The 18,934-nt window shown below is 56.0% G+C and carries 11 protein-coding genes and 1 pseudogene; 5 read left to right on the plus strand and 7 right to left on the minus strand.

Going from position 1 to position 18,934, the window contains the following annotated elements:
* The first annotated feature begins 641 nt into the window (after positions 1 to 641).
* Positions 642 to 893, plus strand: a complete 252-nt coding sequence (locus VF285_RS12720; protein ID WP_346953008.1) for a helix-turn-helix transcriptional regulator — start codon at positions 642 to 644, stop codon at positions 891 to 893.
* A gap of 383 nt (positions 894 to 1,276) precedes the next feature.
* On the opposite strand, the gene VF285_RS12725 is transcribed toward VF285_RS12720, so the two are convergent.
* From VF285_RS12725 to VF285_RS12735, 3 genes are read right to left on the minus strand one after another with little or no spacing between them, the layout of a single operon-like run.
* Positions 1,277 to 2,587 carry a helix-turn-helix domain-containing protein gene (locus VF285_RS12725; RefSeq protein ID WP_346953009.1) on the minus strand — a complete coding sequence of 437 codons (1,311 nt, stop codon included), beginning with the start codon at positions 2,585 to 2,587 and terminating at the stop codon, positions 1,277 to 1,279.
* Positions 2,584 to 3,678: an AAA family ATPase gene (locus VF285_RS12730; RefSeq protein ID WP_346953010.1), complete on the minus strand. Its 1,095-nt coding sequence runs from the start codon at positions 3,676 to 3,678 to the stop codon at positions 2,584 to 2,586. Before VF285_RS12730 ends, VF285_RS12725 begins: the two co-directional genes overlap by 4 nt.
* Before the next feature lie 9 nt (positions 3,679 to 3,687).
* Positions 3,688 to 6,414 carry a DDE-type integrase/transposase/recombinase gene (locus VF285_RS12735; RefSeq protein ID WP_346953011.1) on the minus strand — a complete coding sequence of 909 codons (2,727 nt, stop codon included), beginning with the start codon at positions 6,412 to 6,414 and terminating at the stop codon, positions 3,688 to 3,690.
* A gap of 137 nt (positions 6,415 to 6,551) precedes the next feature.
* Between VF285_RS12735 and VF285_RS12740 the strand changes: the two genes are divergently transcribed.
* Complete coding sequence (locus tag VF285_RS12740; RefSeq protein ID WP_346953012.1) at positions 6,552 to 6,860, plus strand: DUF6471 domain-containing protein; 309 nt, start codon at positions 6,552 to 6,554, stop codon at positions 6,858 to 6,860.
* 271 nt (positions 6,861 to 7,131) lie between these two features.
* On the opposite strand, the gene VF285_RS12745 is transcribed toward VF285_RS12740, so the two are convergent.
* Positions 7,132 to 7,845 carry a hypothetical protein gene (locus VF285_RS12745; protein ID WP_346953013.1) on the minus strand — a complete coding sequence of 238 codons (714 nt, stop codon included), beginning with the start codon at positions 7,843 to 7,845 and terminating at the stop codon, positions 7,132 to 7,134.
* Positions 7,846 to 8,190: 345 nt separating this feature from the next.
* Entirely contained in the window at positions 8,191 to 9,480 is a 1,290-nt protein-coding gene (locus tag VF285_RS14490) for a putative Ig domain-containing protein (RefSeq protein ID WP_414648148.1), read from the minus strand.
* A 324-nt stretch (positions 9,481 to 9,804) separates the two neighbouring features.
* Between VF285_RS14490 and VF285_RS12750 the strand changes: the two genes are divergently transcribed.
* Together VF285_RS12750 and VF285_RS12755 are read left to right on the plus strand one after the other, a co-directional pair.
* Positions 9,805 to 12,858, plus strand: coding sequence for a TrlF family AAA-like ATPase (locus tag VF285_RS12750; protein WP_346953014.1), 3,054 nt, complete (start codon positions 9,805 to 9,807; stop codon positions 12,856 to 12,858).
* A 164-nt stretch (positions 12,859 to 13,022) separates the two neighbouring features.
* Positions 13,023 to 14,330: an FRG domain-containing protein gene (locus VF285_RS12755; protein WP_346953015.1), complete on the plus strand. Its 1,308-nt coding sequence runs from the start codon at positions 13,023 to 13,025 to the stop codon at positions 14,328 to 14,330.
* Between the two features lie 383 nt (positions 14,331 to 14,713).
* On the opposite strand, the gene VF285_RS12760 is transcribed toward VF285_RS12755, so the two are convergent.
* Entirely contained in the window at positions 14,714 to 15,874 is a 1,161-nt protein-coding gene (locus VF285_RS12760) for a DUF3883 domain-containing protein (protein WP_346953016.1), read from the minus strand.
* A gap of 939 nt (positions 15,875 to 16,813) precedes the next feature.
* Here VF285_RS12760 and VF285_RS12765 point away from each other — a divergent pair.
* Positions 16,814 to 16,972, plus strand: a pseudogene (locus VF285_RS12765) (IS3 family transposase); the annotation flags it as partial.
* Here VF285_RS12765 and VF285_RS12770 read toward each other — a convergent pair.
* Positions 16,967 to 18,922, minus strand: a complete 1,956-nt coding sequence (locus tag VF285_RS12770) for a DUF3732 domain-containing protein (RefSeq protein ID WP_346953017.1) — start codon at positions 18,920 to 18,922, stop codon at positions 16,967 to 16,969. The pseudogene VF285_RS12765 and the gene VF285_RS12770 sit on opposite strands and share 6 nt — an antisense overlap.
* Between the last annotated feature and the right edge of the window lie 12 nt (positions 18,923 to 18,934).

The raw sequence follows: 18,934 nt of genomic DNA on the forward strand, positions 1-18,934 counted from the left end.
TCAGCCGACCGCACGCCAGTGGTCACAAGCCCAAACAAATTGCCCTTCATGCGTAGCGCCCACGCATAGGGGGATCAGCTAAGCTCGTTTACACCTCAGTAGAGCCTTGAATTGATTGTAAAGACAACCAACAAATTTCCTATTGACAAGACTTATGCTGTTGGTAAGAATCTAGCCATCTGCTCCAAGCAGAATCGCTCTTTAACAAACCACAAGCGATGAATACTGCGCCCTGCCCGATCACGTGGCACGCGATTGCGCAGCAACCTGTAAGGCATCGGGGTTGAAGCAAAACCGATGAAATCCGCAATCCGCAGTCAGCCCCTTGCGTGGGGCGTAGATGGCCGCGGACGGCGGGGACTTCCTCGAGCGGAAGCGCCCGGAGCGTTCATCAGAATGCCCACCATCAGAAATGGCGACGTAATTTCATGACGACGGCAGGAAAGACTGCAGTTTCCAACAACTCGACGAGCCGCAGCGGCGGGAACAGCGTCGGGCACTGCTGGGAATGGTCAAAGCAAACGGCCCCCATCGCGGAATCTTGGCGGGCCGTTCTCTCAACGACGCAGAACGCGTCGGCTTTGGAAAGCATCTTAAGCCGTAGTTCGCAGGGTGCTTTCCAAGGTCACACGGAGGAAGTAATGAAGGAACAGGCACTGCCGAACATCTTCGGCTACCCGGCTACCCCACACCAACCCCCAAAGCATGCCAGCGATGCACTGCTGTACCGCATTCACACAGCAGAGGCCAAACTGGGAGTATCCCGATCCACGATATACCGGCTGGTTAACGATGGCGAGCTCGTGCTGATCAAGATAGGCAAGCGCTCCAGCGGCATCACCGCATCGAGCCTGCATGCCCTCATCGAACGCAACAAGGCAGTCGCGGGATAAATCAACACGTCAGAATCTCATCAGGTCGGGAGGGAATCGAACCATGGGACGTTTTCGGCCACTTGTGTTGCTTTTTTGCACTTGTACCCTGTCTTGTACCCTGAGGTTCGCATCTAATATGTGGAAGCGCAGCATTACTGGCCTTACAGCCTACGATTCGATTCCGCCCCGGGCCACCATCGTGCTGTTTCAGCACGGTTCAAAACATGTGCCGTTAAGCATAAAGTTGCCACATGGAAAGCTTATGCTTTATTTCACGTTCGGCCGCATTATGCTTTATCGTCTTTTCGCAGTAGTCTGATGAGTTTTGCTTCGGAAGCAAAGCCACCAGGACCCAAAAAAGCCAGTCAATAGACTGGCTTTTTTCGTTTCAGCGAGTCGCGCTACCCAGGCCCCGACCCGGGCTCATCACGAATGTCACGCAAGACGTCGAAGAGATGCTTGGCACCAGCCAGGTCTTCACGCGACATCCGCGACTGGAGTTCGCGCAGGTTCAACGCCCGCCCCTCCCCACGCAGCTTGTCACACATTGCCTGCACTTCCTCCCTGGCACGGGCCCGATTTTCTTCACCACGCAACTTCACATGCTCAGCCCAGCGCGCACCCACGATCCGAGCCTCTTTGTTCGCGCGCAAATAAAGATAGCTCGGATCAATCCCAAGCCGCCGAGCTGCCTCAGCCAGGCTCAATGGTTCGGCCCGCTCGGCAAATGCGAGCAGCTTCTCTCGAACCTTCAGCCAGTCGAACACGCGCGCCGGCTGCTCCCGCCCACGTGACCCGAGTTCCAGATCCAGATTGAGCTGGGTCACTTCTTTGGGTGGCACCCAGCCTTCGAGATCGCCCAATGCCAGGCTCACAAGCGGCAACCCCATCTTCGCCGCGATGCGCAGTGCCGCCTCCAGAGTTATCGCAGTCTTTCCCTGGATCCAGCAATGCACCGTGGACTTCGCCACCCCGATGCGCGCGCCAAACGCGGCCGCATTACCACCATCCATCCGCGCCACCAACTGGGTGATCGCCGCTTGCAAAGGCGCAAGGTGTGCCGGTTGCATGAGCGCGGATTGAACTCGAAGAAGTTTCCCGATCTCACTTGCAATCCACAACGCCTCAGGGGTTGCCTCAATGGCGGCGGCGCGTTCACCCAGGAATGCACCACAACCCGTGCACCAGCCCGGCACAACGTAAGCTGCGCGATGACGCACATGCTCGCGCCCACATTCAGAGCAGGCGCAGGAAAGCGGCGTGCCGTGGCGTTCGCAGACGGCCACCACTTTCAGGTCCCACGCCAGCCGGAAGTACGGCAAACGGCCCTCATCGCGATCCTCCCTGAAGCATTCTGGGCACCACCTCGCCGCTCCCTTGCGAAAGAGGCCGCGCGGGGCAAACACCTCAGCCCACGGCAAAAGTGTAGTCGCATCCAAGCCCGCAACCCCGGTGAGCGCAGACAAACCGCCCGCCCAAGCGCGAGCCGACGCCCCCACACCGCTCAGGCTGCGGTCTCGCCAGTCAAAGGCAGCCTCGAAGTCGCTGCCCATGGACCTTGTCACGAGTCCGGCCAACGCGGTGACCGAAGTGCTGTGCGAGACGGCAACACGGCAGAGGTAGCTGATGAGGCTCTCCACCTGCGCCGTACCCATTCCCATAGGCGCCACCGCGTGCAGCACAGAACGCGGGTTCTCTACGACCGTCTTCATGCCAACCCCCCAATCGCACGGGGTTTCCGCACAAGTTTCGGCAGGGTGCGGGTGAGCCCCGGATTGATGGCCGCCTCTCCTGTGTAGGTTTCCTCCAGGATCTGCTGACGCTGCACCTCAGCAAGAAGCGAACGATGCAAGGCGTCTGGCAGGAGCGCACCCAGCTCCATGCGCCGCGCCGTGCGCGTGAGCACCGCATTGAGCGTTCCCACGCAGCCCAACGTATTCTCGTGCAGCGCCTGCGCATAAGGCATGAGCTCCCCGGCCCAAAGGTGGGGAAGTGCTCCTTCGAATGCATACACACAGCCTGCGAAAGCCCGCACATCCTCCGGCCGATCCTCTCGGTAGCGCCCAAAGTGCAGCACATGGCTGCGCCTGGCCAATTGTGCCGAGAGGGACATCAGTTGGTACAGATCGTAAGACCCCACGAGCACCATCTGCATATTGCAACGGTTGGCGAGCGACTTCAGGGTATTGAGCTGAACCTCCAATTTTTTAGGGCTTGTCTGGTGGATGATGTGAGCCGCCTCATCCACGACCACGACCCGTGTGCCGCGGGCATCCAGCGCACGCTCGACCGCCGTGCGAAGCGCGGCAAGGCTGCCACTCGCCATACGAGCGGACCTCACCATTCGACCAGACTGAGTGTCAATCCCATACGAGGAAGGTGGCAACACGTCGGCTACATCACCGTCCAACTGATCCAGAATGCGACTGTAGAAAAGCCGCCACGAGAACTCGTGCTCACCAGACGATGGTGCCTCGATGTAGATCGCCGGAATTAACCCCGCATCGGCCTGCATTGCGGCCTGCGCATTGGCCACGATCGTATCGACCATATGGCGCACGAGCGCGCTCTTACCTACCCCTGTAGGGCCGCAAATCTCGATGAGGCTATCCTGACTGCCCCGGTAGATGAGCGCATCGATCTCGGCCATGATCGTCGCCACGCGCGAGTGCTTGATGCGTAGACTCACCAACGAGGCGGCACCACCGTCCTTGCAAGCTACGTCGGCTGGTGACTTGTCTTGTGGATGGGTGGAGGTGCCCGCCCCGGGTGCCTCTTTGCAGTGAATTGCTGTATCAGTCATGTCTGAAGCTCAGAAGGTATCGAATTTAGGAAGGTCCTCCAGCTCGACGCTTGAATGCGCAGGGCGAGAGCCGGTTGTTGTGGTTCTGTCCTCAATCCGTACTCGCGGGCGAGCACCCGATATGTCCTTGGAAACAGATGTGGCATTAGCTGGGGCTACTGGTGGGACGTGCGCGGGAGCAACCGGCGCAACACTTGCCAGGCCCAGCGCGTCGTACAGAGACTTGTTCTCTTGCTGGCGTGCGTGCTCAGCAGCCATAGCGCCTTCAGGTGTAAAGACTTGGATGAATTCACGCAGGCGCTGAGCGCTTTGCGGATCGTCGGTCGTCTTGCCGCCACGGCTCGCATACTCCTCAGTCAGTGCCCGGCGCTCGTACTCCGTCATCTGGCCAAGTCCGCCCAACGCGCGGCACGTGGCAGGTAGCCACTGATCGGCGAGCCAGATATAAACGGTTGCGGCATCCCACGGGTCGTAGCGCACGGCGACCTTCTTGCGGGCGTTTCGCGCATTCTGAAACGACGGATTCCAGTACCAACGATCGTGCACCTTAACGCCACGCTGGTAATCGATCACGCGTACGCCGCCGCGATCCGCAGGCGGGCATGTGGCAATGAGGAAATCTCGCGTAAAGAGAATTTCGCGGTGCGGACGGCCGCCCGCATCCCTCAGCCCTGCCTGGAATCTTGCGCGCGGGCTGCAGCCAAGGGCCGGATGTGGTTCGCAATCGTAGTAATCGAAGGCCCAATGCGAGAGCCCGTAGTACAGCGACTCCAGCGTCCACTGCGCGAAATTCACCGGCAGGTGTTTGCCCGTGGTCATGCGCACCTGCTTGGTGGCCTTGGTGTTGCCTGCCAGGTTGTGCACATACTGGGTGTTTACAGTCCCAAAGACGCGCTCCATGATGGCACCGGCACGTGGATGGCCAGCCGGGCGCATACGTAGATGTACCCCCATCAACTGCAAAAAAACAGTGAAGGACTGGGAGATGAGGTCCCGACCGTTATCGACCACGAAAAATTCGGGCAGACGGCCGTAGCGCTTTACCATGTCGCGCACGATCATCATGACCGAGTGATACGAAGGCGGATCAAAGGTAAGGTAGAGCGCAACAATTCGCCTCGAATAGGCATCAACAGCGAAGGTCAGCCACGGGCGCCCAAGAGGCTTATCGGTGGTGGCATCCAAGAGCTCGACATCTAGCTGCGTATGATCAATGTGCACATATTGAAAGGGCCGCGAGCCGTGCACCGGCGTCTCGTAGTAGAGAACGCTTGCGAATTCCCCCTTCTGGTACGCCATGCGCTTGCCCCACCGGGTTCGCACGTCCTGTTCCGTTTGCATCGCCTTGATGCGTGCAATGACGGTTGGATAGGAGGGGGCCTTCTCGCCCACCTCGTCGAAGGCGATGCAAACGAAGCGATAGCAGGCCTTAAAGTTGATTGCCTCGTGGCTCTTCCAGCGCTTATTGATCACCTGGCAAAGGAGTGTTTCTTGCGTATCGCTTAGGCGCGCCGTGCGATTGCCTCGCGCAGCCGTTTGGGGTACGAGTGCAAGCGCCTCATTGCCACCGTTACCGGCTACAGCCTGCTGGCGTGCGCGCCAACTCCTGAGTGTGCGTGCAGAAACTGAGGCCTCTAGAGAGGGCGCGGCCAGAATCTGCTGACGCTGTAGAGCACGACTCAAATCGGCCTCTGTGTAGCGCGCCAGATCCAGGCGCGGACGATCTGTATTCCGCACTGGGGTCAACTGCCCCTTGGCAAAGGCCCGAGTCACCCAGTCACGCTCAAGGGACAGGATCCTGCCCGAGTCATCCGCACAGACGAGCTCACGCTCGCCCACCATCGAAACCGTGTACGGCCGCCCGTCATAAGTGAAGACGGCGCCCTGCGCAACATCCAGCACGAAGTGATCTTCGCCAGGCAAGCTCTCCTGCAAGCCCTGATTCGCCATGAAGTCACGCAACGTCACATCGCGATACAGGCGTGCGCGGCGCGGCTGCGTAAGTGGTTCGCGGTCAAGATCAGCAGCCACCAAACCATCTGCCACCGCCTTGAAGAGGAAGTCCGGCGAAAACCCATGAGGCTCTGTCGTCAGCTCACTGAGATAAAGCGCCCCTTCGGCGGACAGGAGTTTTTCCAGGCGTAGAAGCTCCTGCGGATCACATGGATCCGCCGCCGGGTGAAAGTAATCAGCCAAGTGCAGCAGGTTCTCCACCCGATGGCGCGGGATCAGTTGGTCAGTGCACAGGTGATAGCCGATTCCATAGGCGGCCAGCTCGGCCTCGATCAATGGCGAGATCCAGCCACCGTCCTCGTTTTGCTGATATCGGTAGGGGTACTGCTGCGCCAAGCGCGCCAGCTTCTCGGCCGACTTACACTCTTCAAGAAGAATGCCATCTCGTCGGATCACCAGGAAGTCCGGCGTGTGGTGAATGTTGTGAACCTCACCGGTTGCCGGCTCAACCAACTCGAGTGCAAGCTTGCAGGGCTGTGGATAGAACTCCAGCACTGTAGGATCGAATTCATGGTCCACAGCTGCTGGAAACTCAATGTGCCGGCTCTCGGTTCTGATTTCGCAACCCATCTTGCGACTTGCAAGAACAGTCGTGACGTTGCTGCCCCGAGACTGTACTTGGCGCACCGGAGCATGGATGCGCGCCTCAAGCACGAGCTTACGTCCGGCAACAGGCGTGCCCAGGCGGTCAAAAAGTTCGATCAATTGTTCTTTGTTCAACACGGCACACTTACCTTCTGTCGTTTGTGTCGTGTAGGTACAATGACCGCGAATAATGGGAAATGTGACGCAATTGTCACGTTCCAGCCAACTGGCACCCCGAAAGCCCGATACGGGACTGCGATTTCGCTCCAAGTAATATGAAACCCGATACCTCGCCCATCCGGCAGTCTGAGACGCTCGCCGTGCTCAAACCCTACGTTCAAGCGTTGATTCGTGACGCCATGCGCCGGCGGAAGGTCACCTTCAAGGAGCTGTCTGTACGATTGGCTGGTCTCGGAATCCAAGCCTCCGAAAACACGCTGATTCAGAAAATACGCCGCGCGGAATTCCCGGCGCATTTCCTCATTGCTTGTCTGAGAGTGCTGGAGGTGAACAGCATCGACCTGCGAGAGCTCGACATTGCGCACACCATACGGAAAAAGCGCCCACCGATACTCAGCCGGTAGATCCACACAAAGCGTTCTGGAGTGAGTGGAAAACACGAGGCTGAGCGAACGCCCACCGGCAGAGAAGGCATCGCACGCGCCAACATCGCCGCCTTGCCGGTGGAATCGATCGCTCGCCAGCACGACACCTCCTCTCAGTACCCTCTCATAAATAGGGTGCCCGCGCCAGGAGGCGGGTTAGAGGTTGGCTTGCTCGAAGTTAGGCAGCAGTGGTGTCGCAGACGAAGAATAGGCGAAAGACAGTGCGGCCCAAATGGGGGTTTATCCTCGTTTAGGTGGAAACCGGGAGATTGTCAACTGGCGGGCCCGGCTCCCTGAGGGAGGGGCCTCCACCTCCCATCGCAGTTTCGTGCCGCGCCTCTTCAGCCTGCCTGCGGGGTGCCTTGCTCAACCAATCCTCCTTTCCGTAGGAATAGCCAGGAAATTCCCGTTCAAGGGTGGCCTCGAACCGCAACAGCCGCCGCACGAGGTCTGCTGCCTGCTGGATATCCTCCGGCCGCCGGATCTCTATAGGCGCACATAGCCCCACAAAGAGGGACCAGGAGGTGCGTTCTCGCTTCATGCTGGGGATGACCGTGTAATCAATCCCGTGGGCGTAAAGCCGTTGACGTTCCGCCTCGGTCGCGTCGGAACGTGCTTGTTCGTCTGCAGTTTTATCGCGCATCTCTCTGCCTACGAGTCGTTTGCGCGAACAGCCCACCTTTTTGTAGTGGCGTTTGCCCTCGAGCACGCTGAGCCAGGAAGACTCGTCTGGCGGGTCAACGACATCCCAGGAGCGTGAGCCAAGTTCGTCTTGGTAGGCTTGGCGTGGATGATGCCACCAGGTATTAATGCGGCGCCCAGACAGAATGAACTGGAAATCGTCCCACCAGGAGAGATCGTTGTCAGCCACTTCCTCGTAGGAGTGCGGGATATAAAGCCCGCCGTTCCCGTGCCAGGGAGCGCGCTGGTGATACAGGCGCTGCGAGCGCGCGAGAGCTTCCATGCGATGGTTTTTCACCGGGTGACCTCTTTTGGTGGTTCCTCGGGGGAGCCGGTTGAAGTGGATCTCGTAGCCTACCTGGGCGTGAGACAGTCACGCAAGAGGGGCGGCGACCTGCCTGGGGGCGGAGGTTGGATGCCATGGCTAGAGGAGGATAGAGAGGGGCAGCCCCCATTCGGCGGCTACCCTCGTAAAGCGGCCTGTACCTTCCGTATGTTGCGCGCCTTCGTTTCCGTTCCTCGATCTCATCCTCCGGGCGCAGGTGGAAGGGAAGAAAGGGGAGGCGGCCTTGAGCAGTGCGAAGCAGATGAGATGAGTAGCAGTTTCTGGATAATCGGAATGATTGACTCAAGGCTGCTGGCGCACGGCACCGAGAATCGTCCCTTTTTCGCCCCAGATAATATTCTCAGTTCCCTGGGCGGCTACGCCAGCCGCGCCCCCCATTGCCCCATTAACGTTAATGCAGCCTGCCCCTGTTCCTACCCCTCCTGGCAGTCCAGATTCGCCCAGCGCGCCGCCCCTTCCACCAGATCCTGCTGTGCAATACCAAGGGGCGCTGTATTGATTTGGGTAGTATCCAGAACTAGCGCCAGTCCCCCCAACGCCCGGCGCAGCTAGATTGCCTGAGTGCCCGGCACTCCCTGCGGGGTAGTATGCTCCTGAGTAGACTAGCCCGCCCGACCCTGGCGCAGAGGTCGTAAACCCTTGTCCCCCTCCTCCGCCACCCCCACCGGCAGCAACGTTAGGTTGGGTGTTGAATGCTCCGGCCCCGCCACCTCCACCGCCGCCTGCGATAAGGCCGTGGTTTTCCACCAGTAGGGGGGTTTGCACGTTTAAGGCACCACCTCCGGGGGAACCTGCGCTGATCCCATAAGGGAACTCTCCCCGACCGCCAGAGCCACCCATGCCAATAATGGCACCATAGTTGCGGAGAGTGAGCATAGACCCGGAGGGGAGGTCCGCCCCGGTGCTGAAGGCATACAAGGAGGTAGACGCCGAGCCAACTATCGCGTTTTCTTCGATTGTCACTTGTGCCTTGAGAGGCTGCACACCATCCCATCCAGACGCGAGCGCTGCTTGCTGCAAGTCGTAATTTGTGGCTGTGCCCGAGATGCTGTCTGTGAATTCGTAATACGTCTGGGCCACAGAGATTTCGTAGTCCTGCCTGGCTTCCAACCCTCGATAACTCACCACTACTGTGAGTTTTATGGGCGAGCTGCTGAGCTCTAGCGGGGTACCAAAGATCCTTCCAGCATCAAACAAGAGTCCAGCAGGAAGCGCGCCCATTTCGAGGCTCCATGTAGCGTCGGCAGGTGATGTGCCAGCTGGCCCGTCAAGGGTGAGGAGCGCGGCTATATTGAATTCATAGGCTACGCCAGTGTGCGCTGCCGGCGGCACCGCTCCCGCAAGCGCGATCTTCACTGGGCGAATTTGCCCGACCGCACCTGATCCGGAGACAGGCACGACCGCGAAATAAGAAGGCTCCGCAGCTTGTGCGCTCAGTGTGGAGAAAGCTCCTGCACAAGCGAGCGCACCTGCGGCGAGGCGGGAGGTGATGAGGCGGCGTGTTTGCATTTCTGGTTGATCCAAAAGGGGATATTCCCCGTATAGGTCATGGGCCTGCCGGACTGCGCTCATTTTCTGTGCGTCGCATTTTTGTCCCGCTCCGTGTGGCGTACTCTGCGCGGCCCAGACACACTGAGGCCTCCCAACTACTGCGAAACGCCCCTATGCCTCTACTCGTTGCTCTCGATGAATACGAAGCGGCGCTGCGCACTGTCTCCATCCACGCGCAGCTGGGCCTTACCTCGCGCTGCGGGTGTTGACTGTAGGGGGGTACTAGAGAGGAGCGGAAGAGGATGTAGGCATTGAACCCTCTTACTAACTCCTCTACGATGACATACAGTTCATTAAGATATTTTCATTTTGTCGCGCCTTTCTGAGCGTGACGTAAGCACGATCATGAGTAAACCGCGCACGCATGAAGGGTCTGTCTGGCGACTCTGGGACTTCCATTGTCATACCCCTGCTTCCTACCACTGGAAGGGCCAAAAGTTGCGTGGTTTGGCCGACGCAGATAGAGAGCAGCTAGTTGCTCAAACCGTCAGCGCAATGGCGAAGGCTACCCCTGATGTGTTCGTAACGATGGACTACTGGACCTTTGACGGGTACCTAGCCATTACTGAGTACGAAAAGGCGCATCCAGGTGCGCTTGCCGGCAAAGTCATCTTTCCAGGCATTGAGTTGCGTGTTGAGAGTTCGTTGGATCGGCGGCTAAACGTGCACTTGGTACTTGACCCTGAGGTGTCGCCGCAAACGCTGAAGGACGTCTTAGCTGTCCTCAAGATTAATTTGAAGGACAGCGATCGCTCCCTGAGTGACGAATGCCTGATCCAACATTCCCGCGAACTCGGCCCCGACCGGCTGGCGAAGGGCAGCTTCGACGCGGAGAAGGTGGCCGCCGACGAGGAATATGCGCTGGAGGTTGGTTGGCAGACCGCCATGGTCACCCAGGAGTCACTAAGAGAAGTTCTAAAGAGGATGGGTGATCGAGGTTTGCTCCTGATGCCGTGGGATACATACGGCGGCCTCTCGGACATCGACTGGGTGGCCCACTACGCAGAGGTGCGGCGGTTTCGGGCGTCTGCGGATATCTTTGAATGCAAGAATGAGGGCAACCGCCTGGCCTTTCACGGGATCAAGGACACGTTGAACGAAAAGTATTTCGACAGCTTCTGGGACTCCTTGGACAAGAAGGCGCGTCTTTGCGTTCGCGGCACCGATGCGCACAGCTTCGCCAACTATGGCGTATTCCCCAGCAACATGAAGACGTGGATCAAAACTGAGCCCACATTCCAGGGCCTGCGCCATGCCATCAAGGAGCCGGTGTTCCGCTCGTACATCGGGGACGTGCCACCAAAAAAGGCATTTGTTGATGCCAACGGACGCCTCTTCATGGACCGCCTGCAGATCTCTACAAAAACGGACATCAAGACGGACGAAAAGTGGTTTAGCGGTACCGATCTGAAACTGAACCCGGATTTGGTAGCCATCATCGGCAATAAGGGCTCTGGCAAGAGCGGCCTGGCCGAGGTACTCGCCCTGGCGGGTAACTCTAAGGCACACGACTTCTTCACCTTCCTTGTAGACAACCGTTTCAAGAGTGGCAACGGGCATCGCGCCGGCGCCTTCGAGGCGAAGTTGACCTGGTGCAACGGCGATGTAGGCCAAGTCACGTTGGATCAGCAGGCCAAAGCGGACCAGCCGGAACGAGTCAGGTACATTTCGCAAACATACTTTGAAGAGCTTTGCGAAGATCACATCGCCGGAAAGTCGGATCGCTTCAGCACCGAGATTCGCAAGGTTTTGTTCTCGCATCTGGACCAGGCAGACCGCGGCAGCCACCAGAACTTAGACGAATACCTTGCTGCCAAGGAGCAGCCTGCCCAGGAGCGGATCGAGAGCTACCGCCAGACGCTACGCAAGGTTAATGCCCAGCTCGCCGAGTTGGAGCGTCAGTCGGGAGCCGCCCATGAGAATGAGCTTAAGGAGAAACTTGCCTCCAAGAAGCTTGAGCTTGGTGACCTCCAGGCAAAAAAGCCCACTGAAGTCCCGAAGCCAGCAGATGCTGATGCCACCGCACCCTCAGCTGAGTCTCAACGCCTAGCAGCCATTGCACAGGAACTCGCCCAGTTGGAGGCAGCTACGACTGCAGCAGACACAGCCCGGCGGGAGTTGGTCGAGCGCAGGACCACGCTATCAAGCGTTGGTCAACGGCTATCGGCATTCGAACAGCAGGCAACCAAGACCAACGAGGAACTCCTCGCTGAGTTGCAGAAGGCCAACGTGACCTTTCAGCATGTGTTGAAGGTTGAGACACAGCGGGTTGCCATACAGGAAATCCTCAGTGCCACGGAGAGTGAGCTCGGCAACTTGGCTGCCGCGCAACTGGATTACGCCGCCAAGAATCAGGCTCTAGTGGCAGAGCGCACGCAGTTGCAGGAACAACTCGACCAGCCCAATAGACTCTACCAAGAGTATATGATCCAGCTCACCGCGTGGGACAAGGCTGTCAAGACTTTGATTGGTGCGGCTGACGAAACCGAGACGATGGCGTTCTACGAGGCGCGACTTACGGAACTGGCTCAGCTGCCTGGTCGCTGCAAGGTCCTGGAAGATGAACAGGACAAATTGGTGAAAGATATCCACGCAGAGCTGATGGTCATCGCGGAATCGCGCCGGCCGCTGTTTGCGGTCGTGGAGGAGTTGGTCGGGGGCGTTCCGGGCGTTGCGACCGAGCTCAAGGTGGAGTTCCAAAGTGGCCTTTTCTTCGACCGGCAAGCCTTCGTCGAGCAGTTCTTCTCACTGGTCAAACAGAACACTGGCGGCTTCCGAGGCGACGATGAAGGTCCAGCAAAACTCGTGGCTCTGCTCCGTGGCATTGACTTCAACGATGCCGAGAGCTTAGCCAAGGGGCTCAGAGATATCCGAGCAACGATTACCGCTGGTGCGGAACAGCCGGGCGCTGCATTACTGTCAATCCTTCGAACCAAGGTCACAGCAGAGCAACTATATGAACAACTTTTTAACCTGAAGCAGGTAGAAGCCAAGTTCTCACTCAGCCTGGCAGGAACCACTATCCAGCAGATGTCGCCAGGCCAACGCGGGGCTTTGCTGCTCATTTTCTATCTGCTGGTCGACACGGACCTAACCCCGCTCATCCTGGACCAGCCGGAAGAGAATCTGGATAACCAAACTGTTTACTCCATGCTGGTCCCCATCATCCAGCGCGCCAAAGAGCGCCGGCAGATTGTCATGGTCACTCATAACGCTAATTTGGCAGTGTGCTGCGACGCTGAGCAGATCATCCACGCTGAGTTCGATCGCAGCGACCAGTTCGCACTGGCATATGCATCCGGTGCCATCGAGAGCTCGGAGCTAAATCGCTTGGTCCTGGACGTCCTGGAAGGAACGACCCCGGCGTTCGACAACCGGCGAGATAAGTATTTTCACTGAATGGCAGTAGAAGCGGTTTAAAGCCGCCAGCGGCGCTAATAGTGAGTTATCTAACTCAGCGGGGAGTTATGCTTCACCATAGGTTGGGTCCCGTCGAGTCTAATTTCCTGTGAAAGGAAAAAAAGTGACAGAACCACCGACAATAATTGGGAGCAAGGGCACACATGTATCACTTCTTTGTCACGGGCCAGACAGATGGTTGGGAGCCCGGCTTCTATGTCTATGATCGTAGCCGTTTTCTCGAATACACAAACGACAAAATAGCAGAGGCGTTCGCGGTACTAACTGAGAGTCACATTCGGACGCTTCTTTCTTGGCCTTGCCTTTTCGCCTATGAAGGTGAGGATCAAGATATACGAGTCGGTACGCTAACTTCGATCAAGGAGGTAGGGCGTTCTGGCATTAGGATTGAGTTCGAATTTAATAACGAAATTCCACCAATCCCATACGCAGCAATCAAACCAATTACCCCGTTGCTAGACATCAGAAACTGGGAGATGAACCGCACTCACTGGGCTATCAAAGACGAAGATCTTTTTGAGCGGTTACGTCAGCGCAAACTACTTGGTGCTGGCAATATGGCGAAACCAAAGCAGGCGCCTGCCTCAGTTGAGGAGTTGCCGGAGACTCCCCAGCCATCCAAGGTGTCTACAGTGGGAGAGTTCGTCCAGAAGGTTCTGCAGGTTCAACCGGGCGGCAAAGAGGTTTTTTATCGCGGGCACTCGAACCGTGCAGGATATAAGTTAGAGCCATCTCTTTTCAGAAAGGATTCCCGGGGAAACTACCTATACTTGGACACTGAGCATATGCTATACCGCGAGCTCCTGGTTTCGAACTCGATCGATTTTTACGGGGACAACTACACTCTCGATCGACTGGTACGTATGCAGCATTACTCACTGCCCACCAGGCTTCTCGACATTACATCAAATCCGCTAATTGCGTTGTATTTTGCCTGTAAAACGAATCAAAATATTGACGGAGAAGTAATCGTCCTGACGGTGGACCGGGAGCAAATCCGGTACTTCGACTCTGATACAGCAAGTTGCATCGCGAACTTGGCCAGGCTGTCAAAGACCGATAAAGATGCGATTGATCACAGTATTGAAAATATTGAAAAATTCAATCATCAAGTACCTTTACAGCGACTGATCCACTTTGTTAAGGAAGAGAAGTCGTTCTTCGAGCCCCGTATTGAGAAGAAAGACCTACGAACTATTCTCTGTGTCAAGGGCAAGCGCAGCAACAACCGCATAACCTCTCAGTCTGGAGCATTTCTGCTCTTCGGATTAGATGCAGTACTAAACGAAGACGGTACCGATGAAATAAGTGTAATGCGAATTACCGTGTCGAATAAAGCTGAAATTCTGCGCCAGTTAGATCTGCTAAACATCAACGAAAGCACCGTTTTCCCATATATCGAAAACTCAGCAAAATACGTAGCACAAAAATACTCTTTCCATGAAATCTAGGCACCCCTCTTGGTTGACAATGCCAAATAAACAGGAGTCATCTTGGGGTATCAAAAACTCCAAATGCTACGGTACATAAAGCATCGTTTATCAGCTATATCGCCTGTGGCACTACCTCCGGATGCAAGAGTACGTCTCCCACACTAGCCCCTGCCTTCTCACGTTCGGACAAGCCATACGGCATGGACTCGCTATTGATTTGCAGAGCGAAAACGACAAGCTCTTTAGCCCATGGCGCAATCGCCAGTGACCGAGCCGAATCCCGAGCTGATAAATGCGCAACGTGGTTGCTGCGAGTGCCATTCTTGGTCGCACACATAGCTTTGGGCTGATCATTCCACAAGTATCCTCGTCGCGTGCAGTTAGTCACCAATTTCATCAAACTAGTGGCGCGAAGGTTCGCGGTTCAAATGCTTTGCGAAACCAGTTGGGGCTACGACCATGAAGTTCTGCGGCTTGAGGTCACACCAGTCCAGCACTTCTTCAGCTCTATAAATCAGGCAATCTTCTGGCTCTCCTGCTTTATCATATGTCACTAGATAGAAGAAGTAGTGCTTGCCATTCTCATCATCCTGCGCTTTGCGCAACTCATTAGCTGATAAAAAGAACCGTGAGCCGGTGAAAGTCTTGACCTCAATGTAGCGAGGTTGCTCTGGGCTTGAGAACGACTCGAAATCGTAGCCATACTTTGGCTTCTTCGTTCGGTCTTGAATCCTCGGGATGAGAGCCTCCAGCCCTCGAGACCGCAGTCGGGATTCTTCACACTGCCGTGCAAATTTTTCGCTCTTCTCGCCCTTTTCCCGGGCTTTCCTTTCCAACTCTTCGAAGTTAGGCTCGTAGTCGAGATTTGGAATGATTGGCTTCCTAGGAGGCCTTGCAGGTGCGTGCGGTCCATCTCCTTCAAAATCTCCCGATACCCGTTTTCGAAGGAAATAGGCTAGCTTGAAACTGCTCCAATCATGGAAGATGGAAGCTTTTTGCTTCAGAAGTAGCGCCTCGTGCTGAATCCTACTCAGTGAATCGCCTTCGAACTCGAGCATCTCGGCCATATCATTGAGGAGATCGCTGCTGCAAATAGGCAGGTAGTGGTCCCTGAAGTAGAGGCTGAGTATTTTCGCTTTCAGCATCTGAGACAGTGGATTCGAATCAATCGCCTGGAAATCGAGAGATTGGCCCTGCCGAACCAAACTCAGAAGTTGGGCGCGAATATTACGAAAGACTCTTTTCTGCTCGCCCTGAAGTGGTAGGTCTCCAGCAAATTTTTTCGTATATCTGTAGCGAACCTCAGGACTTTTTCCCTCATGACCAAAATAAACACCAAACTTGCTGGCAGTAGCGCCTGTGATGCGAGCCCATTTGTCAGTACCATGCTCCACCCAATGGCAAAAGGTCTCGCCCTTATTCTGCCCAATGGCGTACTTGCCAAGTGTCAACGATGGTAGCGACTCTATGGGGAAGCGCTTCAAAAACTCGCCACGCAGAATATCGGCCTCATCCTCCCTTTGTTGGTCGTAAATTCGATTGAATTTTTTCGCATCAATCACGAGCGACCTCAGCGTACTTGGCTCCACTTTTACCTCCTCTTGTAGATATTTGCTTCCCAAACGCCGCAATTCTTTCGCGCCACCTCACCCATACTCTCCGTGCGAAACTCTATCGCCGAGATCGTAACTGCTTATGTAAATGAAAGCGCCTCAAGCACCGATCCAGCCATGTAGAATCGGGATAAGGATCTGGTAGGTCACGAAAACGAGCATTGCCTGGAATTTGGAGGTCATCCAGATAGGTTCTCAGCCCGGTGTTGCCAGGGCGCGGGTCAGTCTCACTGAAGATACGGCAGAAATCCGCATGATCTATCGGGTCACGACGGCCCTGTGGCCACTTCGCGAACGCGTGAACAATGATTGCCGACCGTGGCTCAATCTGCTCAGCTCGGAGATCCTCATGAACTCTTCCCCACGGATAGTAATAAGAAGGCTGGTGGTGCGCAGGATGCTGCAGCGCTAGGTAGAAGCGATGCCGCCAGTACTCTTCGTGGTCATCGGCTATCAGGAGGTGCACCCCTACGCGAATCTTTCTTTTCAGTGCCTTATACGTCTCGATGTTGCGTGCCGCAGTCAGCCAGTTGAGCCGATTCGCTGGAACCGGAGATGTTTGGCTTCCATCAATGGTTAGTGCGCCGTAAGCACGTTCAAGCGAAAGCACCGCTTGTGCAAGTACTGCGGCACTTCTCTGATAACGAAGCGGCCAAATGAGTGCAAAGTATGCAATAACAACCGTTAGCAAACCGGTCAGCGCTCCAAAGACTGGGGAGACACCGCTCCAAGCCTGAGACAGCCAGGAAATCATCGTTAATGTACCCTCATCAGCCAAGTAACCATTTTGCTAAGAAATCCACAGCACCTCTGCAATCGCCCCTTCGCCTCGCAGTCCTTGATCAAGTTCCTCGCCCAGGCAATGGCAAAAGCTCCGGAAACTGAATCACCCGGGAGCAGGCTCGCGCCGATGTCTTCGACTACATCGAGATGTTCTACAACCCGAAGAGGCGGCACGACCACGACGAAGAGTTGTCTCCAGTAGAATTTGTGAGACGTTATTTTTTGAAAATCGGGACTGTCCAGAAAACCAGGGCCGATTCATAGCGCCTTAACCCACGCCTCCGGCACTAATCCCTTACCACGCCACTCTTCAACTAGGTGAACGTTCTCCAACCCTCCCCAAACTTCTTCGTTCGCATGATCGAGGACAATGATTTGGAGGCGTCCCTCTGTCTTCTCGGCGATCTTATCGAGCAACACAAAAACCTTCCTGACAGCGGCAACATCTTCGTTCTCCCAAGTCGGATCGAGTTCCTCCTCCGCTTCCTTGCGTGCGCGACGCACCGGCGCCGGGAAATAGACCTGACTCGGCTGGTCGTAGACCAGCAGCGCCGGAACAGGATGTTGAGGGAATCGCAAGAAGTACCCCTGTAGGGCTAGGCTGAGGGCCACGTGATACGCCAACCAGTTCGCGCCGCTGCCAATCTCCCAAAGGAAGTCGTCCCGCGTTTCTCGGATAACTCTCACTGTAAGGTCTTTGATGACAAGTCGAATTGGTGCGTCAGGCCACTCACCGTCAAGCTGCGGAATTAGCCTGCTACAGATGTTCTGGATGGTGTTGAGCGCGTTCTCCAATTTCCGCCCAATCTCACGCTCAGACACCAGCTTGGCTAGATTTTCTACCTCCAACCTTAAAGCTGAAATCTCTTGGTTCAGTTCCGAGGAAGTGTCAGCGGCCTCGTATAGTCTGAGAGCCTCTTGCAACCGCCCTAGAAACCTAGAAACTTCCTCACCTCGCGTGGTGACTTTCCGTGCCTCATCAGACTGCCCCTCTAAGGTGCGAATCTCCGCCCGTACGCCAGTCAAGTCGCTAAGCAAGTTGCCCACCAACTCTCGCTGACGCAGGGTCTCCTTTCCGAGCGATTCGGTAACTTCGGGATAAGACCGAAGCCGCAACTCGATTCCTTCTAGCGCTTGGCACAATTGATCGATTCGCTCACGACCTGCTTTACTGGGCTCAAGAACCGCCGCAGGATGTTCAGAGGCAAGGTCTCGAATCCAGGTGGACAGGCCCAAACGATCACGTTGAATACGAAGGCCATCGCGGTATTCATCTCCACTTTCCTCAAGACGATGCAGTTCATGAAGACGTTGACGTGACTGATTTAACGCCATCGCCAGCTTCGACTCATCCGCCCGCAACTCGGTGATTCTGGTCATAATGACATCCATCGCCTCTAACGAGGGCGCCGCAGACCGCACGTCACTGCGTAGCGCTTCTCGTAGCAGGTCGACTGCCGAAGGCCAATCATCCGGTACAACCGTATGTGCAGGCAGAAGTCCATATTCAATCGCCAGGCGAACCCAAGCAAACCCTTCCCGCTGCCACGCTGCGCCTGTGTCCTGACGCGCCTTCAACTCCCCTTCCTTGCGACGGAGAAGACGCGATAACCGGTCGAGTTCATGCCGCGCCTGCAGCAATTCTGGGCTCACCGCGCCGAGAACATAAGGAAAAATAGTCTTCAGCTTCTCCCGATGCTCAGTAGTGTCCGCCTTGAAAAACAGCACATCAGGATTTGCAACAATGTTCTGTGGCTGGAAAAGGAAGGCCATCAAGTCGCGGAAGCTCACGCGTGACTTGAACCTCTCATCCGTTCCGGGTTCGAATTGCAGATTCGACAGACCTGCGAGCCTGTTCAAGACGGCTTTCACATAGTCAACATTCTGATTCTTTCCAGCGATCTCAGAAGGAATTTCAACAACAGGGCCCTCCAGAAGCATCATCTCACCAGACGCTTTGAGGCCGCCAGGCTCCCGTCGAGCAAGCAGTTTTTGTCCTTCAAGTGTGTCAACCAGAATGCCAAACCAGGAGCATGTATCTCTAATAACACCAACGGGAATTGCACACTTCTCCGACCCCAAGCAGTAATCAATGATCGGAATGACAGACGATTTTCCAGTCTTCGAAGCGCCGCTGATGACATTTACCTTGTTAGCCTCAAATTTGACTACCCTCGGCTCACCACCGCTGTATGGCCACAGGATGACCTTCAATAATTGGAAGTG

It is taken from the genome of Castellaniella sp. (assembly GCF_036379515.1).
Classification (GTDB): Bacteria; Pseudomonadota; Gammaproteobacteria; order Burkholderiales; family Burkholderiaceae_B; genus Castellaniella.